Origin of the sequence: Enterobacter sp. RHBSTW-00318 (assembly GCF_014101375.1) — a bacterium.
GTDB classification, from domain to species: domain Bacteria; phylum Pseudomonadota; class Gammaproteobacteria; order Enterobacterales; family Enterobacteriaceae; genus Enterobacter; species Enterobacter ludwigii.
On sequence record NZ_JABXQH010000001.1, the window covers coordinates 968817 to 991412 of the forward strand.

Here is a 22596-nt window from a genome sequence, read left to right on the forward strand (position 1 = left end):
CGTCGTAAAGAGAGGTTCGTGATGAAAATTGGCGTATTTGTACCTATCGGCAACAACGGCTGGCTAATCTCGACCACCGCCCCGCAATACATGCCTACTTTTGAGCTGAATAAGGCCATCGTGCAAAAGGCGGAGCACTACCATTTCGATTTTGCGCTTTCGATGATCAAGCTGCGGGGTTTCGGCGGCAAAACCGAATTCTGGGATCACAACCTGGAGTCCTTCACCCTGATGGCCGGGTTGGCAGCCGTCACCTCGCGCATTCAGATCTACGCGACGGCCGCCACCCTCACCCTGCCGCCGGCGATCGTTGCCAGAATGGCCTCCACCATCGACTCCATTTCCGGTGGTCGCTTTGGCGTTAACCTGGTTACGGGCTGGCAAAAACCTGAATATGAGCAGATGGGGATCTGGCCGGGCGACGAGTATTTCTCCCGCCGCTACGACTACCTGACCGAGTATGTGCAGGTGCTGCGCGACCTCTGGGGCACCGGCAAAAGCGACTTCAAAGGTGACTACTTCACCATGAACGACTGCCGCGTCAGCCCGCAGCCTTCCGCCCCGATGAAAGTGATCTGCGCCGGGCAGAGCGACGCAGGAATGGAATTCTCCGCTAAATACGCCGACTTCAACTTCTGCTTTGGCAAAGGCGTGAATACCCCAGCCGCCTTCGCCCCGACCGCGGCACGCATGAAAGAGGCCGCGGACAAAACCGGTCGCGATGTGGGTTCCTATGTCCTGTTTATGGTCATTGCCGACGAAACCGACGACGCCGCCCGCGCGAAATGGGAACGGTATAAGGCGGGCGCGGACGATGAAGCGCTGAGCTGGCTCACCGAACAGAGCCAGAAAGATACCCGTTCCGGCTCGGACACCAACGTCCGTCAGATGGCCGACCCGACCTCAGCGGTCAACATCAACATGGGCACGCTGGTCGGTTCCTATGCCAGCGTCGCCAGAATGCTCGATGAAGTGGCCGCCGTGCCCGGTGCGGAAGGCGTGCTGCTGACCTTCGATGAGTTCCTGACCGGTGTGGAAACATTCGGCGAGCGCATTCAGCCGCTGATGCAGTGCCGCGCCCACATTCCTGCCATCACAAAGGAGGTCGCGTAATGACCACGCTTGCAGCACGTCCGGAAGCCATCACCTTTGCGCCGCACCAAAGCGCCCTGATTGTGGTGGATATGCAAAACGCCTATGCCAGCCAGGGCGGCTATCTGGATCTGGCGGGATTTGACGTCTCCGCCACCCGACCGGTGATTGAGAACATTAAAACCGCAGTCAACGCAGCCCGCGCGGCAGGCATGCTGATCGTCTGGTTCCAGAACGGCTGGGACGATCAATATGTGGAGGCCGGTGGCCCGGGCTCTCCCAATTTCCATAAATCGAACGCCCTGAAAACCATGCGCAAACGGCCCGAACTGCAGGGCACACTGCTGGCGAAAGGCAGCTGGGATTACCAGCTGGTGGATGAGCTGGTGCCAGAGGCAGGCGATATCGTTCTGCCCAAACCGCGCTACAGCGGCTTTTTCAACACCCCGCTCGACAGCCTGCTGCGCAGCCGGGGGATCCGTCATCTGGTCTTTACCGGCATCGCTACCAACGTCTGCGTGGAATCCACCCTGCGCGACGGCTTCTTCCTGGAATATTTTGGCGTGGTGCTGGAAGACGCCACCCATCAAGCCGGGCCGGCGTTTGCGCAGCAAGCGGCCCTGTTCAACATCGAAACCTTTTTTGGCTGGGTCAGTAACGTCGCGGATTTTTGCGACGCTCTGAATCCACCGTTAGCCCGTATTGCCTGAGGAACAAGACCATGCCGAAATCCGTGATTATTCCGCCAGGAACCAGTACCCCGATTGCCCCGTTCGTGCCCGGCACGCTGGCCGATGGTGTGGTGTATGTATCCGGCACGCTGCCGTTTGATCAGCACAATAACGTGGTCTACCCCAACGACCCAAAGGCGCAAACCCGCCACGTGCTGGAGACGATCAAAAAAGTGATCGAAACAGCGGGTGGCACAATGGAGGATGTGACGTTCAACAGTATCTTTATCACCGACTGGAAAAACTACGCCGCGATTAACGACATTTACGCCGAGTTCTTTCCCGGTGATAAACCGGCCCGGTTCTGCATTCAGTGTGGGCTGGTGAAGCCAGATGCGCTGGTTGAAATCGCGACCGTTGCACACATCGCAAAGTGAGGCGGCCATGAAGCTCTCTGTCTCACCTCCCCCTTACGACGGCGCGCCCACGGTTGTCCTGATTGCCGGGCTTGGCGGGGGCGGCAGCTACTGGCTACCGCAGCTTGCCGTCCTGGAGCAAGAGTACCAGGTGGTGTGCTACGACCAGCGCGGGACGGGCAATAATCCCGACGTGCTGCCGGAAGCCTACAGCCTGGCGATGATGGCCGACGAGCTGGCCCGGGCGCTGAATGCCGCCGGGATCGTTCGTTACTGCGTCGTGGGTCATGCGCTGGGGGCGCTGATCGGCCTGCAGCTGGCGCTCGACCACCCCGATGCCCTCAGCGCGCTGGTGTGCGTGAACGGCTGGCTCACTCTGAATGCACATACCCGACGCTGTTTCCAGATCCGCGAACGCCTGCTTCATGCAGGCGGCGCACAGGCGTGGGTAGAGGCACAGCCGCTGTTTCTTTACCCGGCCGACTGGATGGCCGCCCGCGCGCCGCGTCTGGAGGCCGAAGAGGCTCTGGCACTGGCCCACTTCCAGGGCAAAAACAACCTGCTGCACAGGCTGAATGCCCTGAAGAAAGCGGACTTCAGTCGCCACGCCTCACGCATTCACTGCCCGGTACACCTCATCTGCTCCGCCGACGATCTGCTCATCCCTGCGGTCTGTTCCACTGAGCTACAGGCGGCCATCCCCGGCAGCCACAAGGTGGTGATGCGTCAGGGCGGGCACGCCTGCAACGTCACCGAGCCAGAAACCTTTAATACGCTGCTGCTGAACGGGCTTGCCAGCCTGCTGCACAGCCCTGAACCCGCTTTATAAGGAGCCCTGATGAGCGAAGCGATTACCCCTGGCGCGCTGGCATCACTGTTTACCGGCGCACGCACCCATAACGGCTGGCAGGCGATCCCCGTCAGCGACGAGACGCTGCGCGAGATCTACGACCTGATGAAATGGGGTCCCACGTCCGCCAACTGCTCGCCAGCGCGGATTGTGTTTGTACGAAGCGCTGAGGGAAAAGAAAAACTGCGCCCGGCGCTTTCCAGCGGCAACCTGGAGAAAACCCTTACCGCCCCGGTCACGGCGATTGTCGCCTGGGATAGTGAATTTTATGAACGCCTGCCCGCCCTGTTCCCCCACGGGGATGCGCGGAGCTGGTTTACCTCAAGCCCGGCGCTTGCCGAAGAGACCGCCTTTCGCAACAGCGCGATGCAGGCGGCTTACCTGATTTTCGCCTGTCGGGCGCTGGGGCTCGATACGGGCCCGATGTCAGGCTTTGATCGCCAAAAAGTCGACGACGCGTTTTTCACCGGCACGTCGCTGAAAAGTAATCTGCTTATCAATATTGGCTATGGCGATACCAGCAAACTCTACGGCCGTTTGCCGCGTCTGGCCTTTGAAGACGCATGCGCACTGGCATAAGGAGCCATCATGATGACACCCGATAAACAAACCTTCCGTGATGCCATGGCCTGCGTCGGTGCGGCGGTCAATATCATCACCACCGACGGTCCTGCCGGGATGGCGGGCTTCACCGCCAGCGCGGTGTGCAGCGTAACGGATTCACCGCCCACGCTGCTGGTATGCCTGAACCGTGGCGCATCCGTCTGGCCGACCTTCAGTGAAAACCGCACCCTGTGCGTCAATACCCTGAGCGCCGGACAAGAGCCGCTATCAAACCTGTTTGGGGGGAAAACCCCGATGGACGAGCGCTTCGCCGCCGCGCGCTGGGAGACCGGTGAAACGGGTTGCCCGCGTCTGGAGGAGGCGCTGGCCTCGTTTGACTGCCGTATCAGCCAGGTGGTGAGCGTGGGCACGCACGACATCCTGTTTTGCGACATCGTTTCGATTATTCGCCACCCCGCGCCGCAAGGGCTGGTGTGGTTTGACCGCGGCTATCACGCGCTTATGCGACCCGCCTGTTAACCCTCCTTAAGGAGTCAGCTCATGGCAATGTTCGGTTTTCCCCACTGGCAGTTGAAATCGACCTCTACGGAACCTGGCGTGGTCGCGCCGGATGAAAGGCTCCCGCTCGGGCCAACCTTAGTGATGGGGGTTCAGCACGCGGTCGCGATGTTCGGCGCAACGGTGCTGATGCCCATGCTGATGGGGCTTGATCCCAATCTGTCCATTCTGATGTCGGGCATCGGTACCCTGCTGTTCTTTTTCATCACCGGCGGGCGCGTGCCCAGCTATCTTGGTTCCAGCGCTGCGTTTGTCGGCGTGGTCATCGCCACCACCGGCTTTAACGGTCAGGGCATCAACCCGAATCTGAGCGTCGCGCTCGGCGGCATTATCGCCTGCGGGCTGGTCTACACGCTGATTGGCCTGGTGGTCATGAAGGTCGGGACGCGCTGGATAGAGCGGATGATGCCTCCCGTCGTCACCGGGGCTGTGGTGATGGCAATTGGTCTGAACCTTGCGCCAATAGCCGTCAGAAGCGTCTCCGGTTCGCCCTTTGAAAGCTGGATGGCGGTGATCACGGTACTCTGCATTGGCCTGGTGGCGGTGTTTACGCGGGGGATGATCCAGCGACTGTTGATCCTGGTGGGGTTAATCGTTGCCTGTCTGGTGTACGCCCTGCTGGCAAACGTCTTCGGTCTGGGCAAGCCGGTTGATTTTACGCTGCTGCATAATGCCGCCTGGTTCGGCCTGCCGCAGGTGACGTCTCCGGTCTTTAACACGCAGGCGATGATGTTAATCGCGCCGGTTGCGGTGATCCTGGTGGCAGAAAACTTAGGCCATCTGAAAGCCGTTGCGGGTATGACCGGGCGCAGCATGGACCCTTACATGGGCCGCGCCTTTGTCGGCGACGGTCTGGCTACCATGCTCTCCGGCTCGGTCGGCGGCAGCGGCGTAACGACCTACGCTGAAAATATTGGCGTGATGGCAGTGACCAAAGTTTACTCCACCCTGGTCTTCGTGGCGGCAGCGGTGATGGCGATGCTCCTCGGGTTCTCACCGAAATTCGGCGCGCTGATCCACACCATTCCCGCGCCGGTGATTGGTGGGGCATCGATTGTGGTATTTGGTCTGATTGCCGTTGCCGGGGCACGCATCTGGGTGCAGCATCGTGTCGATCTGAGCCAGAACAGCAACCTGATTATGGTGGCGGTCACGCTGGTGCTGGGGGCGGGAGATTTTGCCCTGACGCTGGGCGGATTCACCCTTGGTGGGATTGGCACCGCAACCTTTGGCGCAATCCTGCTTAACGCCCTGCTGAGCCGCCGGGAAGCGGCCGCACCGCAGGGCGACGTGGTACATCAGGACTCTTGATTTATCGCAGCGCTGTCACGCTCTGGCAGCGCTTTTTTCTTCCGTTTCAGCTTCAGCTCACTCACCAGCACGCCGGCGACAATAAACGCCGCACCCACCAGCGCCAGCAGCGGTAAACGCTCTCCGGCGATACGCCCGAAAATGCCCGCCCATACCGGTTCACCGGTATAGATAACCGTCGCACGCGTCGGGGAAACGCTGCGCTGCGCCCAGTTCATGGTGACCTGGATAATGGCGCTAAAGATACCCAGCCCCAGCGCCACCACAACCAGCCCGGTAGACATCGGCGGAACAGACTCCCCTGCCGGCACCATGGTGGCAAAAGCCACCAGCGACGCGGTCGCCAGCTGAACCACGGTGACGCGCTTGACGTCCACTTTGCCAGCCCAAGCGCTGATCAGAATAATTTCCGCGGCAATCGCGATAGCGCCCACCAGCGTAATGATTTCACCCGGCCCCAGCGCCAGCAGGTTGTTTTCCGGCCCGGCAAGCAAGATAAGGCCAATAAACGCCAGCACGATCCCCGTGCAGGACATCAGACCCGGTATTCTCCCCAGACAGAGCCATTGCAGTAACGGCACCAGTGGCACATACATGGCGGTGATAAACGCCGATTTGCTGCTGGTGATGGTCTGCAATCCCCACGTCTGCAGACTGTAGCCCATGGCAATCGCAACCCCAATGGCCACCCCCGCCTTCAGTTCTTTAAGCGTCAGCCCGCGCAAGGTTTTAAGCGAGAGTAATCCCACGGCAATCGCCGCCGTCGCAAAGCGCAGGCCGACAAAAAAGAACGGACCGCTCAGCGTGACCGCGTACTGGACGGCGAGAAAGGTTCCGCCCCAGAACATGGTGATCAGAATGAGAAGGGCTTCCTGAGGTTTGACGGAGAATGTGAAACGGGAGAGAGACATGCGGCACCAGCAAATAAGCATCAATCCTCTAGTGTGCGATGCCTTTGGTGACAGTTCAATGTTGCAGAAATAAAAAACCGCCGGGAGATCCCGGCGGCAGGGTATCAGCCCGGCGTATTACTTATTGCTGCCATGACTGTTTTTGCCCCCTTTTTTGCCAGCTTCTGATGCGCGCTGAGGGTCATTTTTGAAATTTCCCCCGCTAGACTGGCCACCTTTACGACCTGCTTCTGATGCTCTTTCACGGTCTTCAGCGAAATTACCTGAACCACCACGATGGTTTGCCATCTCTAACCTCCAGAGTGTGAAACATTAGACATCATATTGCATTCAGTAAAAGAGGATTCTTTCACCGCGCGGCTGAAGGACAGTGCCTTTATCTGTGCCGCGTGAAATTAAGCTTAGTGGAATGCGGCTATCCGGCAAGTCAGAGGTAATATTCTGCAACATGATCTCAGCCATTCGGGTGAGATTACGCGCCGGCCATTTATAAGCCTTTCTTATCATTTTAAAAATCCGCAGCGGGAAAGTTGTTTCATTTTGCTACAAAGCGCTTTTGTATCCATATTGTTATAAATCAAAGAAATGCCGTTCATTTTTGCAGTCTGGCTGTGATGACATATCTTTAAATGAACGCAGCGATCCGCTGTCAGAAAACACAAACGAGGAGTGATGCAAAATGGCAAAAGTTCTGGTGCTCTATTATTCCATGTATGGACACATTGAAACCATGGCTCACGCGGTAGCAGAAGGTGCAAACAGAGTGGACGGCGTAGAAGTTGTGGTGAAACGCGTACCGGAAACGATGCAGGCTGAGGCGTTCGCCAAAGCCGGGGGGAAAACACAAAATGCCCCGGTTGCCACCCCGCAGGAACTGGCTGATTACGATGCCATTATTTTCGGCACCCCTACCCGATTTGGCAATATGTCAGGCCAGATGCGGACCTTCCTCGATCAAACCGGAGGACTTTGGGCATCCGGAGCGTTATACGGCAAACTCGCCAGCGTCTTCAGCTCCACCGGGACCGGCGGCGGTCAGGAGCAGACGATTACGTCAACCTGGACTACCCTTGCTCACCATGGGATGGTGATTGTGCCGATTGGCTACGGCGCGCAGGAACTGTTTGATATTTCCCAGGTTCGTGGCGGGACACCGTACGGCGCCACCACCATTGCCGGCGGCGATGGCTCCCGACAGCCGAGCAACGAAGAGCTCACTATCGCCCGCTATCAGGGTGAGTATGTCGCAGGCCTCGCCAAAAAACTGAACGGCTAACTCAACAGGAGGACAAGTATGCCAACTCAAGAATCCAAAGCCCACCGCGTGGGTGAATGGGCAAGTTTACGCAACACCTCTCCGGAGATCGCCGAAGCCATTTTTGAAGTCGCGAACTATGACGAAAAGCTGGCAGAGCAGATTTGGGAAGAAGGCAGCGATGAAGTGCTGGAACGTGCCTTCGGGAAAACGGACAAAGACTCGCTCTTCTGGGGTGAGCAAACCATCGAACGTAAAAACGTCTGAACGTTTCCCCCCGCCTGAGCGGGGGGTTTTACCTATTTTGCCGCGTTATTCATCACCGCATTGAATTTATCGATTGGGCAAAAACCGTTCGCATCAACCGGACACCCCTTCAGCTCCAGCGTCACACGCTGTGCCGGCGCATCCAGTGACAGTACGCTGGCGTTACGCAGCTGGTCGGCGCTCTGATAGACATACTCAATCTTCATGAGCTCCTGGTTGGCGTTTTTATCATGCCAGCGCTGGAAAACAATTTTCCCGCCAATTGGCGTCCGCTCGTGCTGGTCATGCAGCTGGTACGGTTTGAAATCCAGCGCCGTAAGCAGCGACGCGATATTGGAATCATGCCCCACCAGCAGGGTGATTTTCGGCGCTTTCGCCTGCCCGGTGACGAGGGCCTGGTCGATATACTTCACCAGCGGTTTGGCCACGTTTTGCGCCACCTCGGTGGAGGTAAACAGCGAGTCCTGATAGCCATTTTTCAGCTGCGACAACACGCGCCACTGCTGATCGGTTTTAATTTCACCCCAGGCAACCTGGTCTGCCGGGAAGCCTTCGTAATACTGCAGCGTGAAGGCATCCACCAGCGAGTTACCGACTTTTAACGGCCCCGATACGCCAGGTTCTTTTTCATAGTCAGCGCTGAAGGTATCTTTCGCCTCCGCCAGCGAGCACACGTTCTTCTCTTTACAGGACGGTGAATCGGCGTAATTCGTCATCTGCTCCAGCAGCTTGTAGCTCTCGCCAAGCTGCATTTTCTGCCGCTCAGTCTCCATCGCCTTCAGGGCTTTTTCACGGAATGCAAGTGAGTTATCCGTAATCACCGGGTTAAAGGTCGGATCCATGGTGCCCATTTTTTCCTGATGATGCACAGGCACATCGCACCCCGGGAAGGCGCCGGTGATAAAGAACTGCGCGGTGGCGACAGTGCGCTGCAGGCTGTTGGCATAGGCATATACGCTATCCGCGGCCGGGCACTCGCCGGTTTTCACCATCCCCTGCTGTGCCAGCCACTCACGCATATAGTGGCCCATATAGACTTCAAGCACGCCACCTTTGGTGGTGAGCTGACCGCCTGGCACCTCCCATTCTGGCCACTGCTTCGGTGTGGATTGCTCGAGCACGCTGCCATTATTGGCGAGCGGCGCGCGCAAATTATGGCGACTCATGATTAAAACTTGTTCCAGCTGATACCCTTCCGGCGTCTCTTGCGCCTGCACGCCAGATGTCACTGCTATGGAACCGGCGATTGCCAGCGCGAGTAGTGCTTTTCTCATCCCTAATTCCTCACTCGTTTTAAAATGTCGCAGTGAGTGTGACAGATTCGTGACAATTTTCCGGGAAGCGTTTCGCAAACTGAGGATTACTTTTCAAGGCGATCGCCGTATTCGCTCATCCAGTCGGCCAGAGGGGAGAGCGCGCTCTGGAGGGTTAATCCCAGCGCGGTTATCTGGTACTCCACCCGCGGTGGGATCTCCGGGTAGATAGTGCGCGACACCAGCCCGCGCTGCTCAAACAGGCGCAACTGCTTCGTGAGCTCTTTTTGCGTGATGGGGGCAGCGGCGCGCAGCAGATCGCCAAACCGGACCGGTGCATTGAGCATAATCAGGCGATAGAGCACCGGGATGGCCCACTTACCGGAAATCAGGTTTACAAACTGCGTCATCGGGCAGAGATAAACCTCAGATTTTTTTTCACAGGGTATATTGAGTGATTCCGCCATAGCACACCTCTAGCCTCATTAGTATCCAAATGGTACCTGGTTTCCTTTCGATACTAACGTTTCTATAGTGCTTTCTCCAGAGTCATTTCAGGAGAAGCACATGGGTCGTTTAGCAGGTAAATATACGCTGATTACCGGCGGCACTTCCGGTATTGGTCTCGCTACCGCGCAGGAATTTATTGCCGAAGGGGCGCACGTTGCTGTCACCGGACGTAACCCGGATACCCTTGCCGAAGCACAACGCATTCTGGGCGATAATGCCTGGGTTATTCCGACCGATGCGGGTGACATCGCCGCGCAAAAAGCGCTGGCGGACACGCTCGCCTCTCGCTGGCCACGTCTTGATGCCGTGTTTATTAACGCCGGCGATGTGACGCACGGGCTGCTTGAAGAGTGGCAGGAAGACGCCTGGGATCGCCTGATGGGCATCAACCTTAAAGGACCGTTCTTTTTGATTCAGGCCCTGCTGCCGCTGCTCAATAATCCCTCCTCTGTGATCCTGTGCGGGTCCGTGAGCGCCCGCATCGGGCTGCCTGCCAGCAGCGTTTATGCCGCCAGCAAGGCGGGATTACTGTCGCTGGCACGCACGCTGTCAGGGGAGTTGTTGCCGCGCGGTATTCGCGTCAACGGCCTGAGCCCGGGTCCGGTAGAAACACCGGCATTTAATAAAACGGGGTTAAGCGAGGAAGCGCTCAAGGCGATGCTGGGGGATATCACCAAACTTGTGCCGCTGGGCAGAATGGGCACGCCGACGGAGCTGGCGAAAGCCGCGCTCTATCTTGCCTCTGACGAATCGCGCTATATGGTGGGAACGGAACTGCTGGTCGACGGCGGAATGGGAAACCTGTAGGTCAAAAGGCGCTGATGCCGGTGACGATGCCGACATACAGCGCCGCCCATACGACGGCTGAAATCAGGCTTACCGCGTACACCTTCGCCGCGTTCAGTCTGAGCATGCCCGCTGCCAGCGGGACGATATAGCGCAGCACCGCCAGGAAACGCGCGGTAAAGAGCACCAGCACGCCGTTTTTCTGCAGCTGATGTTGTACCCGCAAAAATTTCTCGGCGTGCCGGGAGGTAAAGCGCGTGACCAGCCGCGTGTGGCCCATCAACTGGCCGATATGATAATTCAATACCGACCCTGTTGCGGCACCCGCCGCGACAGCCAGCCACGTCAGTCCCGGATGCAGGCTGGTCTGGCTGACGGTGATCCCTGCCAGCAGCATCACCGAGGCCGGCGGAAGCACGGAGGAAACCAGTACCGTAGACTTGCTCAGCGCGATGACGAAAAGCAGCGCGAACAGATGCGTCGGATAGAGCGCAAAATGATTCAGCAGATTGTCAAACCACGTCATATTCCACCCCGCAGCGTTCGTGATGCTGACCATTAGAAACGAACAACCTTAAATGGGGTATCAACCGCTCAGACCTCCAGCAGGAAGGCATTAACGACACGCGAAAATGTCAGCGCCATTTAGAAACACAGAGGTGTGGAATTATACTCTCTTGAGCAATAACCACCGTCATTGATGAATAATCGATGTCATTAATACGCGGGATTAAATTATTGTTCTAAACGTTTCTTAAACGTCTTTTAAATTCCACAGCGCGATTTTTAAAGTGGCGTATTATCCCTCTCGTTTTACAACGATCTCGTTATGGCGAGGCTCCTGTACAAATACACGTTATCGCTCTGGTGGGTTCGAGAGAACCGGCACAGGGTAAAACAGGCACTGTCGAATCAAGGCTTTGTCAGTATAACTTCCCTTACGGGATACGGTGTACAGTGCTGAACCCAGGACGTGGGGATCTCCTCTTCGACATGCCCTGTCTTGCTCGCCCCTGAGAGATTTTATTATTCAAAGGGAATTCACTATGTCTTACGCTATTCACAATCAAAACCTGGCATTCAATGACAGCGCAATCGCGCAATATATGAATACCGATTTTATCGTCCTCGATATTTCATTATGCGTGGCGCTGGCACGCGAGCAATTTTTCGAAAAATTAAAAGACGATGATATTCCATCGCATATTTTCCTCGAAGATAACGGTCGGCTGGCAGGCATGGTTGCGGTGCGCAAACTGCTGCAGACCGCCGATACGGTACAGCCGGTGAAAACGCTGATGATTTCTCAGTTTCTGCAGGTCAAACCGGAAGACGAGCGTGCCGATGTCGCCGGGCTGCTGGCCCACGGCAAGGCGGATGTCGTGCCGGTGGTCACGCACGGTAAAGTGGTCGGCTGCCTGACCGAACGCGAAATCGCCCATCTGCTGGAAGATGATGTCACCGAAGATGCCCAGCTCCAGGGAGCAACGCTGCCGCTGGAAAAGCCGTATCTGGAAACCAGCCCCTTCAGCCTGTGGAAAAAACGCTCCGTCTGGCTGCTGCTGTTGTTTGTCGCTGAAGCCTATACCAGCTCGGTTATTCAGCACTTCGAAGAGGCGCTGGAATCCGCCATTGCCCTGGCCTTTTTTATTCCGCTGCTGATAGGAACCGGTGGGAACAGCGGGACGCAGATCACCTCCACGCTGGTGCGTGCAATGGCGCTGGGTGAAGTGCGCCTGCGCGACGTTGGCCGCGTGTTACGAAAGGAGATGACCACCTCGCTGATGATTGCCGCCACGCTTGGTCTTGCCGGGTGTGTTCGCGCCTGGATGATGGGTATCGGGCTGGAAATTACCCTTATCGTCAGCCTGACGCTGGTCTGCATTACGCTGTGGAGTGCGATTGTCTCGTCAGTTATTCCGATGGTACTGAAGCGCTGCGGCATTGACCCGGCCGTCGTTTCCGCGCCCTTTATCGCGACGCTTATCGACGGAACCGGTCTGATTATCTACTTCAAGATTGCGCAGTACACGCTGGGGCTGGAATAAGAGAGCAGCACCTCACCCACCGGGTTGAGGTGCTCACCGTTTTACATATCGCCAAGCTGATGTGCGATATCACGAAGCTGTTGCGCCAGCGCCTGCAGGTTTTTGCCCTTCTCACCTTTCGGCCCGGTCGACTGCCGCACCACCAGCCGGGCAGGCAAAATGGATGACATGCGCACGGCATTGTCTTCGCCACTGTCAAGAATGCGGCGCACCGCCTCCTTCCCCTGCAGATCCAGGTCCAGCGATACCGTGGTCAATGCCGGATAGAAGAATGAGCTTTCGTAGGTGTCATCGTAGCCAATCACCGATTTTTCACCCGGAATGGAAATCTGATGCTGATGGAAAGCACTTAATACCCCCAGCGCCATCTGGTCGTTGGCCACCAGCACGGCAGAAAATTGCGGCGTCTCGCGCAGCATCTGCAACGCACCCGCGTAACCGCTCTGCGCATCCCAGTTCCCGCGGATCACCGAGGCCGGCTCCAGACCGTAACCGTTCAGGGTTTCAATCCAGCTTTTCAGCCTGAGCTGCGCCGAGACAGAAGAGGCTGGCCCCGCCAGCAACGCGATTTCCCGGTGCCCCAGTTCGTAGAGATATTTGACGCTGGCACGGGTGCCATCTGCCGGGTTAAACGAAACGTTAAACACGGAACTGTAAGGGTCAACGTCGAGGAACAGACAGACGATATCGTCGTTGTCCGTCGCGATTTTCTGCGCCTGCTCTGCTTCCAGCGGGACGTTGATGATCACCTTACTGACGAGCTGAGATTTCAGTTCATTGATCGAATCCTGGATGCTGTGGTTGACGTTCTCATCAATCATGGAGATCAACACCTGATACCCTTCCACATTTGCATAGCGTTTTACCGCCGCGGCGACCTGTGACGGCGCATGCAAAGCCAGCGAAATCGTCACCAGTCCGACGGTCTGGGTCTGCTTTCCGACCAGCTGCTGCGCCAGGCGGTTCGGGACATACCGCAATAACTCTATGGATTTCTCCACCTTGTGACGCGTGGCTTCGGATACATTGGCAGATTTATTCAGTACCCTGGACACGGTCTGATAGGAGACGCCCGCATGGCGTGCGACGTCCTCTAACGTTGCGCTTTTCGACTTCATGGTCCGGTTCCTTATGTTGTTATGCGCTGATTGTATCAGGGGCGATATAAAAAAACGCCCACTGGGCACTTTCGGCTGCCATAACACCATCAAAAAGTATTACGTTCACAATACTACATTTCTGGTCACACCTCATCAATCGTAACAAAATTGGCTATTTTATTTGCACTTAATCACAGATTAACGATCGCGTAATTGCCAGAAAAAAGGTTTAGGCATTTTATGACAGCGGATTTGTGAACGTATTACAAAACAATAAGAGGGTAACAATGAACACGACGATCCGCTCTGTATCTGTTGCGTTGGCTGCCGCGTTAGCGTCTCCTTCGCTGTTTGCAGCGTCTTCAGTACCAATTGATTTTCATGGGTATCTTCGCTCCGGTGTGGGCGTCTCACGGGATGGTGGGATGGAGGAGTGGCAAAAAAATAAAATTGGCCGTCTGGGTAACGAGGCCGATACCTACGGCGAGCTGGAGCTGGGCTCAGAGGTGTACAAAAAGAACGAAGTCAGCTTCTACCTCGACAGCATGGTGAGCATGGTCTCTGACGGCTCTAACGACAATGAAACCACCTTCGGAGACGATGCGCAGTTCGGGTTGCGTCAGCTGAATCTGCAGATCAAGGGGCTGATCCCCGGCGATCCGAACGCGGTGATCTGGGGCGGTAAGCGCTACTACCAGCGCCATGACCTGCACATCATTGACACCAAATACTGGAACATCTCAGGCGCGGGTGCCGGTATCGAAAACTACACGCTCGGACCGGGTGCGGTGTCCGTGGCCTGGATCCGTGGCGATGCCAACGACGTAGACTACCGCGTGGACGGCGATAGTGACGTCAATATCAACTACATCGACCTTCGCTATGCGGGCTGGAAGCCGTGGGCGGGTGCATGGACTGAAGTGGGCATTGATTACGCCATGCCAAACCCCACCAATAAGCAGAAAGAGTACGGTGGGCTGTATGAGGCCGACAACGGCGTCATGGTCACCGGTGAGATCAGCCAGGACATGTTAGGCGGCTACAACAAGCTGGTGCTGCAGTATGCGAACAAAGGCCTGGCGCAAAACATGGTGTCCCAGGGCGGCGGCTGGTATGACATGTGGAACTACGTGAACGACGCCAGCGGCTACCGTGTGATTAACACCGGCTTAATTCCGATTACGGACAAGCTCTCCTTCAACCACGTGCTGACCTGGGGCTCGGCGGATGACACCACGCAATTCACCGATAAATCGCGCCTTGTCTCTCTGGTGGGTCGCGCGCAGTACCAGTTCACCGAATACGTGCGTCTGATTGGTGAAGTGGGCGGTTTCTACCAGAAAGATACCTACACCGACGGCTCCAGCTACAAGCAGAGCGGAGAGAAGTACACCCTCGCACTCGGACTGGCGGATGGGCCTGATTTTATGTCGCGTCCTGAACTGCGCGTCTTCGCCTCTTACCTGAATGACTCCGAGAAAGGACAATCCTTCGAAGACGGCACCGCAAATAATACCTGGAATTTTGGCGTGCAGGTGGAAGCCTGGTGGTAATGTTTATTTCCTGATATGCGTTAATCGTTATTGTATCTCCAACAACTGGCAGTCTATTCTCCTCGTTTGGGATAGCCATTATTTTGGCTATCCCTTTTTTATTATTAATGACTAAAATGCGCATCTAATAATTGCCGCAAGGTATCAGACTGCCGGCCAAATATCGCATGCACCTGCTGGCCGATAATAATCACGCCCAGCGCCCCCTCCTGTTGTAACGCCTGCGTATCCACCTTATTTAAATCTTTTACCGTGACGCGCAAACGGGTAATGCAGGCTTCAACATGTTCGATATTATCGTCGCCGCCGAATGCAGGAATTAAACGCTGAGTTATTTCACTGTCCATAATACGCCTCTCTGTTATGCAGATAAAAAAATGCCTGCTCATAGAGCAGGCGCCTTCAGATTGATTAGCCAGGGTTGTACGACGCGACGCCCTCAGCGACTACGCTTTACGCCTGAGTACCCGACAATCCCACGGCAGCAGAGCGGTATCACCCGCGGCGACGGCATCGGTCATGCAGTCGGTATACCCCTGCGGCAGCGTAATGAGCTGCTGCTGGGCGGTGTAGTTCTGCACAAACACCCACGTGGTTTCGCCGTCCGTGCGGGCCGTTGCCACCACACCCGGTGGGAAATCGCATTCCATGGCCCGCGGCAGCCCCAGTTCGTCAATAATCCCGGCGAAGAAATCACGCTGGAACGGCAGATCGTTGCGCGACGCCACATGCCACGCTTTCCCCTTGCCGAAACGGTTCACCGTCACGGCAGGCCGACCGGCGTAGAAATCATCCCGGTAGGTCGCCAGCGGCTGAGCGTTTTCGACATGGATCAGTTCGCACAAATGATGAACCTGATACGGCCCCTGCAGGCCAGCCGCATTACCCGCCAGCCCCTGTACCAGATTACGTTCTCCCTCACCGAGACAGTCAATCTCTTCTGCCCAGATGCCGAGCAGTTTACGCAGCGGCCCCGGGAACCCGCCGAGATGACAAAGATCGCTTTCATCCACGATGCCGCTCCAGTAGGTGGTCACCAGATGGCCGCCCCCGGCGACAAACGCTTCTGCGCGTTCGGCAAAGCCTTCCCGCACCATATAAAGCATCGGCGCAATCACCAGCGCGTACTGGCTGAGATCGCCATCGGCATCAATCACATCCACCGCGATGCCTTTTTCCCAGAACGGACGGTAGTGTTCGTTAACGGTTTTTTCGTACTCCATCCCCATATTACGCGGCCCTTCGGCATCGTCCAGCGCCCAGCGATTTTGCTGGTCGAAGATAATCGCCACCCGTGCCTGCGTGCGACACCCGACCACCCCCGGCAGGCGCTCAAGCATTTCGCCCAGACGCGTCACTTCGCGCCCGACACGCGTATCAAGATGCCCCACGTGGTCGATAACCGCCCCGTGGAATTTCTCCACCGAACCGCGGCTTTTACGCCACTGGAAGTACTGCACCGCATCGGCCCCGTGTGCCACCGCCTGCATTGACGAGAGAATATGCATCCCCGGCTTTTTCAGCTTGCTGGTCGGCTGCCAGTTGGTGGTGCTCGGCGTGGACTCCATCAGCACAAAAGGTTTTCCGCCTTTCAGGCTGCGCATCATGTCGTGGTACATGGCGGTATAGCAGGCGAGCTGGGTTTCGTCTTTCTCCTTGTGCCACATCGGGTAGCTGTCCCAGGAGATAAAGTCGATCGCTTTCGCAAGCTGCCAGTAGTCGTAATCGTAGAAGTACTCCATGAAGTTGGTCGTCACCGGCAACGCTGCGTTGACGGCTTTTAGCGGCGCAACCTCATGGCGGCAGAAATCTGTTACCTGCGCCGTATTAAAGCGGCGCCAGTCGAGGTTCAGACCGTGAATGGACACCTCGCCCTGCGGCGCAGGTGACTCAATCTGCGACCAGTCGCTATAGGTGTGGCTCCAGAAGGTGCTCCACCATGCGTGGTTCAGCGCATCCAGGGTTTTGTAGCGCGCTTTCAGCCAGTCACGAAAGCGCTCCTGGCACAGATCGCAGTGGCACTCACCGCCGTACTCATTGGAGATATGCCAGCCCAGCACCGCCGGGTGCTGTGAATAACGCTCAGCCAGTAAGGTATTCATTTTGAATGTCTTCTCACGGTACACCGGGGAAGACATACAGTGGTTATGACGCCCACCGTGCAGCGCAGGCACGCGGTTACGCCCTACGCGCAGCACCTGTGGGTATTTTTGCGACATCCATGCCGGGCGCGCACCGCTCGGCGTGGCGAGGAAAATATGGATCCCCGCTGAATATAATTTATCAATGACGTTATCCAGCCAGACAAAATCATATTCCCCTTCACGCGGTTCGAGCTTCGCCCAGCTAAATATGCCCACCGACATGACATTACATTTCGCCTGCTGCATCATGGCAATATCTTTTTCAATAATACCGGGGTAATTCTCCCATTGCTCCGGGTTATAGTCGGCGCCATGCAATAACGCAGCGACCTTCGAACTTAAAGGCGCAAATTTATTCATATTAAAAACGTCCTGAAGTGAAACAGAATACTATTTAAATACCGTTATCGACGGCAGCACTTTGCCATGACAATCAAATAACGCCTGGTTTTCGCGGGCATTTCCCTCTTTCCAGTCATCATGGATATATTTCATGCCAGTTTTGGTGGCCCATGTGGTGCCCGGTACGGCAATCCAGGTCGGCTCCCAGTAAAACAGGCCCTTACCGCGACGATCGGGAACGTCAATCACGGCCTGCATTAAATCGTGGATATAATCGTACTGACCCTGCACGGTGCCGGGATAGCCACCGTCCTTCTCTTCTTTGGCCTGGAAATTGTTTTCTGCGTTATCGCAGTTCTCCAGCGTATAGCCATAGGCCGCTTCCACCACAATGACGTCTTTGTTATAGCGTTTGCTGATGTCATCCATATTGGCTTTCAGCGCGCCGATCGGGCCATTCCAGTAGGTGTACATCGACAGGCCGATAATATCGAACGGCACTTCGCGCTTCGTGATCTCATCAAACCACCAGCGGAAGGTGTCATTTTTAGTGCCTTCGGCCAGGTGCAGCATAATTTTCACCTGCTCGCCGTCGGTCAGGTTCTCTTTCATCCCGCTGATTGCGGCGTTGAGTAACCCGGCTACGCGGTCAAACTCGCCGCCACCCTGCCCCCAGCTTTTGCCTTCCGGCCAGAGCAGCCCGCCATTGATTTCATTACCAATCTGGACCATGTCCGGCAGCACGCCCTCTTTTTTAAAGCGGGCAATGGTGTCGCGCGTATAGTCATGGATTGCCGTTTTAAGCTGCGGGTAATCCATCTTCTCCCAGGCTTTTGGTTTGAACTGTTTGCCCGGGTCGGTCCAGAAATCGCTGTAGTGGAAATCGAGCAGGAGTTTTATGCCCTGGGCCTTTACGCGCTTCGCCAGCGCCAGCGTGTTTTCCAGATTGTTACTGCCGCCCCCGTAGGTATTTCCGTTGGCATCCTGCGGATCCACCCACAAACGCAGGCGCACATAGTTCACACCGTTGGCTTTCAGAATGGCAATCGCATCCTGCTGCTGGCCGTTCTGGTTATAAAATGTTGCGCCATGCTGTTCCGCCTCGAGCAGCGTCGAGATGTCCGCCCCCTTAATAAAGTCTGCCGGCATGGCGTTAAAAGGACGCGTTTTTACCCCGTCCGCGGCAAACGCACTCGCGGCAAGACCGCAAGAAAGACAAACAGCAAGCAAAGCGGGTTTGAGTCTTTTCATGGTTATCCCTTAGTACTCCCGGAGGTCAGACCGGAGACGAAGTATTTTTGTAAGGCCAGATAAAGGATCGCGACCGGCACCGCAATCAGCACCGCGCCTGCCGCGTAGGTGGTGTAACTGGCACCCATTTTTTGCGCCACCAGGTTATAAAGCCCGATGGGTAAGGTGTATTTGTCCGGGGTGCGCAAAATGGTGCTGGAGAGAATGAAATCCCCCAGCGGCCCGGTGAAGGAGAACAGCGCCACCACCGCCACAATGGGTTTGGAAAGCGGCATGATGATCTCGATGAAGATGCGGAAGTTACTGGCTCCGTCCATGCGCGCGGACTCATCCAGATCCTTAGGAATGGCGTCCAGGTAGCCCTTCATCAGATAGGTATTCATTGGGATCATGCCGCCAACGTAAATCAGCACCAGCGCCAGATGGCTGTTGATTAAGCCCAACAGCTGCGAGAGCACGAAGATGGCAATCAGCGCCGAGAACTGCGGGATCATCTGCAGCAGCAGGAAGAGCATCAGTCCGTTCTGCCGCCCCTTAAAGCGAAAACGCGAGAAGGCATAGGCGGTAAAGCTAACGCTGATTAAGGTCAACACCATGGTCAGGAAGCTGATTTTCATCGAGTTCCAGTACCACGTCATGTAGTTCACCTGACCATTAAACAGGTCGGCGTAATGCTGGAACGACAGGTTCTGCGGAATAACAGAGGAGCTTAACAGGCTGTTGCCCGCGTTGAGTGAGGCGCCCACCGTCCACACCAACGGGTAAATGATGATGACCGACACCAGCACAATAACCAGCCAGGAGAGTGAAAGGCGGACCCATTTCTCACGTTTAATACTTTGTGATTTAGCCATTGTTACGTCCCTTACGCCATGTCGTCATTTTTGAAAGATTTGGTGGCGCGGAACTGCCATAACGCCAGGCCGACGACAAAAACAGACAGCAGGATGGTGATGGTCGCCGCAATGGCATATTGCGAAGATGACATCGTCAGTTTGTAGATCCACGACACCAGAATGTCGGTGCCGCCCGCATTCGACCCCACTACCGCCGGCCCGCCGTTATTGAACAGATAGATGATGTTGAAATTATTGAAGTTAAAGGTGTATTGCGTAATCAGGATCGGCGCTATGGCGTAGAGCACCAGCGGCAGCGTAATGGTCCGCAACCGGGTCCAGCTGCTGGCGCCGTCCATGGTGGCCGCTTCATACAGGTCATCAGGAATGGCCTGCAGCACGCCGGTGGTCATGGCGAAAACAAACGGGAAACCAAGCCAGGTTTGCATCATGATCAGCGCCGTTTTGGTCCAGAACGGATCGGTCATCCAGGCTTTAGGCGCAATCCCAAAGAAGGCCAGAATGGCGTTGTTAATCACCCCGAACGAGTCATTAAACATCCCGGCGAAAACCAGGATGGTGACAAAGCCCGGCACCGCCCACGGCAAAATAAAGATGGTGCGGATCAGCGGCTTAAAGCGTAAATCTTTCTGGTTCACCAGAATCGCCAGCAGTACGCCCACCGTACACTGCAGCGTAGTGGCGAGCAGCGTCCAGACCACCGTCCACTGCAGCACGTCGAAGAAGGTGGAACGCCAGATAGAGAGCGTAAAGATATTGATGAAGTTCTTAAACCCGACCCAGTCAACCAGCTTAGCCGGCGGCGTGTGGTAGAGGTTGTAATTGGTAAAGGCGATGGCAAACCCGAACAAAATGGGAAACACCACCACAAACACCAGCAGGATAAAGCCCGGGGTGATCATCAGATACGGGAAGCCGTCGCTCAATAGCATCTGATACTGTTTACGCACGCTGTTAAGCTGCAACCCTTCGTCACGTTTCAGGCCATTGACCCACGCATCACGCATCGACAGGTAATACACCATCACGCCGAACGCAGCGATTAACACGCTGATGATCCCCTCCGCCAGCAGGAAGATGGAGTTGTCGCGTGGCACCTCCTCACCCAGCGTCACCAGTCCCCACAGCCCTTCGCGCAGAAAATCAGCAAATACGCCGATAAAACTGGCAAGCAGCACCAGGAAGATGACCCCTTTCAGCCACTGACGGTGGTAAAACTGACCGAAGCCGGGAATGACCGCCAGCAGCAGGCTGGTCCAGGCGTGACGCCCGGCCACGCGCGGTTTGGCAAAATGTTCCGGGATGATACTCACAAACAACTCCTTTCAAAAAACGGGAGAGACGCCCTCCCGTTCTGCGACGTCAGAAAACTACTGGTTGCTGGCCTGCATGGCTTCGATTTGCATCTGAACCTGTTTTTCTGCGCTGTCGAGCGCGGCTTTCGGATCCTGTTTACCGGTCAGGCTCAGCTCGAGGGCCGCGTTCGCCGGAGCCCAGACTTCACCCATTTCCGGAATGCCCGGCATCGCTGTCGCCCGTGCGGCCTGCACGGCAACCGCGCTGGCTTTCTCGTCGTTCTTAATGAGCGGATCGTCAATCATCGCGGTCAGCGGCGGAATTTCACGCGTCGCGATATAGCGCGTTTTGACGTACTGCGGCTGGTTGATAAATTCGATAAATTTCTGCGCCATGGCTTTGTCTTTGCTCCAGGTAGAGACGACATAGCCCTTCACGCCCAGGAATGAACTCATTGGCTTACCGTCCGGCAGCGTCGGCAGCGGCGCAACGCCGTAGTTAATGCCCGCCGCTTCATACGGCTGGAACGCCCACGGACCGTTGATGACGGCTGCCGCTTTTTTCTCGGTAAACAGAGAATCGATCGCATTCAGACCGTTATCGCCAATGATCCCCGCCGGGAATACGTCATCGGCATAGAATTTTTTCAGGTAGGTGACCGCGTCTACCGCGCCCGGCTTGTTCAGGCCCACGTCGCTGGCGTTATAACCGCCTTTATCGTTTTTACCGAAGATGTACCCGCCCATCGGGGAGATAGCCCCCCAGCTGTAGTAAATCTGGTCGAACTTGGCGAGCAGGCCGTACTGGTTTTTGGCGCGCTGCTGTTTAGAAAAGTCATACCAGTCCTGAAGTGAATTGAGCGGCTTCGCGATCAGGTCTTTGTTGTAAATCAGCACCAGCGTCTCAACCGCTTTCGGCACACCGTAAAGGGTGTTATCCATTTTGAAGGCATTTATCGACGCCGGCGTGTACTGTTCGGTCTGCTTCGCCTCCAGATTCAGGGGGGTCAGCAGCCCTTGCACAACCGCGCCGCCGAGTTGATCATTGGGAATGACCAGCACGTCCGGGCCAATTCCTGCCGGGCCGTCGAGGCGCAGTTTTTCCAGCTGCTGCGCGTAAGGCATCTCCTGCAGGTTAACCTTAACGTCGTACTGCTTTTCGAAATCGGCGACCGCGTCTTTAATGCCGGACGACTTTTTGATGTCTTCCCAGACGTTAAGCTGCGTGGTGGCGTGAGCCTGCACCGCGAGCGTAGAGAGGATCAGAGCAGCGAGTATGTTCTTTTTCATTATCAACCTCATGTGAAGGTATAACAATTTTATGGTTGTTATTGCATTTCACCGCCATACACCTTCGCCAGAAAACCGACTAACACTGGCGTACAACGTATAACATCAAATGCCTTTGGTTTGGTATACGCTACCCTTCACATCATGATAACTCTACAAAAAACTGTAAGTTGTGTGATCGTCATAACATTAATGGAATATCGGTATAGGGTGCGTGAATACTGGAAGTTATAGTCAGAGCAGACAAATTGCACCGTCCAGCCATGTAGCAA

24 protein-coding genes and 1 riboswitch are annotated in these 22596 nt (G+C 55.9%); of the genes, 12 read left to right on the top strand and 12 right to left on the bottom strand.

Translation table 11 applies throughout. The features are described 5' to 3' along the window. Positions 1–21 precede the first annotated feature (21 nt). Genes rutA through rutG form a run of 7 tightly spaced genes read left to right on the top strand, consistent with a single transcriptional unit; the run spans position 22 to position 5462 of the window. On the top strand, positions 22–1113 hold the full coding sequence (rutA, locus tag HV157_RS04790; protein ID WP_025204484.1) for a pyrimidine utilization protein A: 1092 nt from the start codon (positions 22–24) through the stop codon (positions 1111–1113). Beyond that, complete coding sequence (gene rutB, locus HV157_RS04795) at positions 1113–1802, top strand: pyrimidine utilization protein B (protein WP_020884717.1); 690 nt, start codon at positions 1113–1115, stop codon at positions 1800–1802. Before rutA ends, rutB begins: the two co-directional genes overlap by 1 nt. An 11-nt stretch (positions 1803–1813) precedes the next feature. Next, a complete protein-coding gene (gene rutC / locus HV157_RS04800) occupies positions 1814–2200 on the top strand; it encodes a pyrimidine utilization protein C (protein WP_020884718.1) in 387 nt (128 codons plus the stop codon). A gap of 7 nt (positions 2201–2207) precedes the next feature. After that, positions 2208–3008, top strand: a complete 801-nt coding sequence (gene rutD / locus HV157_RS04805) for a pyrimidine utilization protein D (protein WP_020884719.1) — start codon at positions 2208–2210, stop codon at positions 3006–3008. Between the two features lie 9 nt (positions 3009–3017). Next, a complete protein-coding gene (locus HV157_RS04810; protein ID WP_025204485.1) occupies positions 3018–3608 on the top strand; it encodes a malonic semialdehyde reductase in 591 nt (196 codons plus the stop codon). A gap of 9 nt (positions 3609–3617) precedes the next feature. Continuing rightward, entirely contained in the window at positions 3618–4112 is a 495-nt protein-coding gene (rutF, locus tag HV157_RS04815; protein WP_014169496.1) for an NADH-dependent FMN reductase RutF, read from the top strand. 21 nt (positions 4113–4133) lie between these two features. Next, positions 4134–5462, top strand: coding sequence for a pyrimidine utilization transport protein G (gene rutG / locus HV157_RS04820; protein ID WP_014169495.1), 1329 nt, complete (start codon positions 4134–4136; stop codon positions 5460–5462). Here the strand turns inward: rutG and HV157_RS04825 are convergent. Together HV157_RS04825 and HV157_RS04830 are read right to left on the bottom strand one after the other, a co-directional pair. Beyond that, the gene (locus tag HV157_RS04825; RefSeq protein ID WP_041162529.1) at positions 5450–6373 is read right to left on the bottom strand and encodes a DMT family transporter; all 924 of its coding nucleotides are present in this window, start codon (positions 6371–6373) and stop codon (positions 5450–5452) included. The genes rutG and HV157_RS04825 overlap by 13 nt on opposite strands. Positions 6374–6490: 117 nt before the next feature. Further along, positions 6491–6661 (bottom strand): general stress protein, encoded by a 171-nt coding sequence (locus HV157_RS04830; RefSeq protein ID WP_001273664.1) that lies wholly within the window; start codon positions 6659–6661, stop codon positions 6491–6493. A 391-nt stretch (positions 6662–7052) separates the two neighbouring features. Here HV157_RS04830 and wrbA point away from each other — a divergent pair, with 391 nt between their 5' ends. Beyond that, the gene (wrbA, locus tag HV157_RS04835; protein ID WP_014169491.1) at positions 7053–7649 is read left to right on the top strand and encodes an NAD(P)H:quinone oxidoreductase; all 597 of its coding nucleotides are present in this window, start codon (positions 7053–7055) and stop codon (positions 7647–7649) included. Between the two features lie 18 nt (positions 7650–7667). Continuing rightward, positions 7668–7895, top strand: a complete 228-nt coding sequence (locus HV157_RS04840) for a YccJ family protein (RefSeq protein ID WP_182268444.1) — start codon at positions 7668–7670, stop codon at positions 7893–7895. A gap of 32 nt (positions 7896–7927) precedes the next feature. Here HV157_RS04840 and agp read toward each other — a convergent pair whose 3' ends face one another. Further along, on the bottom strand, positions 7928–9169 hold the full coding sequence (gene agp / locus HV157_RS04845; RefSeq protein WP_182268443.1) for a bifunctional glucose-1-phosphatase/inositol phosphatase: 1242 nt from the start codon (positions 9167–9169) through the stop codon (positions 7928–7930). A gap of 86 nt (positions 9170–9255) precedes the next feature. Further along, positions 9256–9615 carry a helix-turn-helix domain-containing protein gene (locus HV157_RS04850; RefSeq protein WP_014169488.1) on the bottom strand — a complete coding sequence of 120 codons (360 nt, stop codon included), beginning with the start codon at positions 9613–9615 and terminating at the stop codon, positions 9256–9258. 100 nt (positions 9616–9715) lie between these two features. On the opposite strand from HV157_RS04850, the gene HV157_RS04855 reads away from it, so the two are divergent. Then, complete coding sequence (locus HV157_RS04855) at positions 9716–10465, top strand: SDR family oxidoreductase (protein ID WP_032681279.1); 750 nt, start codon at positions 9716–9718, stop codon at positions 10463–10465. Position 10466: 1 nt separating this feature from the next. Here the strand turns inward: HV157_RS04855 and HV157_RS04860 are convergent, their stop codons facing one another. Further along, positions 10467–10970, bottom strand: coding sequence for a DedA family protein (locus HV157_RS04860; protein WP_025204489.1), 504 nt, complete (start codon positions 10968–10970; stop codon positions 10467–10469). Positions 10971–11260: 290 nt separating this feature from the next. Continuing rightward, a riboswitch (M-box (ykoK) riboswitch) is annotated at positions 11261–11430 on the top strand. 60 nt (positions 11431–11490) lie between these two features. On the opposite strand from HV157_RS04860, the gene HV157_RS04865 reads away from it, so the two are divergent. After that, on the top strand, positions 11491–12492 hold the full coding sequence (locus HV157_RS04865; protein WP_182268442.1) for a magnesium transporter: 1002 nt from the start codon (positions 11491–11493) through the stop codon (positions 12490–12492). Between the two features lie 41 nt (positions 12493–12533). Here the strand turns inward: HV157_RS04865 and HV157_RS04870 are convergent, their stop codons facing one another. After that, complete coding sequence (locus HV157_RS04870) at positions 12534–13610, bottom strand: LacI family DNA-binding transcriptional regulator (protein ID WP_041162527.1); 1077 nt, start codon at positions 13608–13610, stop codon at positions 12534–12536. Between the two features lie 269 nt (positions 13611–13879). Here HV157_RS04870 and HV157_RS04875 point away from each other — a divergent pair, with 269 nt between their 5' ends. Further along, positions 13880–15145 (top strand): maltoporin, encoded by a 1266-nt coding sequence (locus HV157_RS04875; protein WP_086532703.1) that lies wholly within the window; start codon positions 13880–13882, stop codon positions 15143–15145. Between the two features lie 104 nt (positions 15146–15249). Here HV157_RS04875 and HV157_RS04880 read toward each other — a convergent pair whose 3' ends face one another. The 6 genes from HV157_RS04880 to HV157_RS04905 form a co-directional block, all read right to left on the bottom strand. Next, the gene (locus tag HV157_RS04880; protein ID WP_074164888.1) at positions 15250–15492 is read right to left on the bottom strand and encodes a PTS transporter subunit EIIB; all 243 of its coding nucleotides are present in this window, start codon (positions 15490–15492) and stop codon (positions 15250–15252) included. A 99-nt stretch (positions 15493–15591) separates the two neighbouring features. Further along, on the bottom strand, positions 15592–17649 hold the full coding sequence (locus HV157_RS04885; RefSeq protein ID WP_182268441.1) for a beta-galactosidase: 2058 nt from the start codon (positions 17647–17649) through the stop codon (positions 15592–15594). 30 nt (positions 17650–17679) lie between these two features. After that, entirely contained in the window at positions 17680–18882 is a 1203-nt protein-coding gene (locus HV157_RS04890) for an arabinogalactan endo-beta-1,4-galactanase (protein ID WP_182268440.1), read from the bottom strand. A 2-nt stretch (positions 18883–18884) separates the two neighbouring features. Continuing rightward, complete coding sequence (locus HV157_RS04895; protein ID WP_014169479.1) at positions 18885–19736, bottom strand: sugar ABC transporter permease; 852 nt, start codon at positions 19734–19736, stop codon at positions 18885–18887. Between the two features lie 11 nt (positions 19737–19747). Further along, positions 19748–21052 carry a sugar ABC transporter permease gene (locus HV157_RS04900; protein ID WP_020884733.1) on the bottom strand — a complete coding sequence of 435 codons (1305 nt, stop codon included), beginning with the start codon at positions 21050–21052 and terminating at the stop codon, positions 19748–19750. 57 nt (positions 21053–21109) lie between these two features. Next, positions 21110–22324 (bottom strand): extracellular solute-binding protein, encoded by a 1215-nt coding sequence (locus HV157_RS04905; protein WP_040017105.1) that lies wholly within the window; start codon positions 22322–22324, stop codon positions 21110–21112. Between the last annotated feature and the right edge of the window lie 272 nt (positions 22325–22596).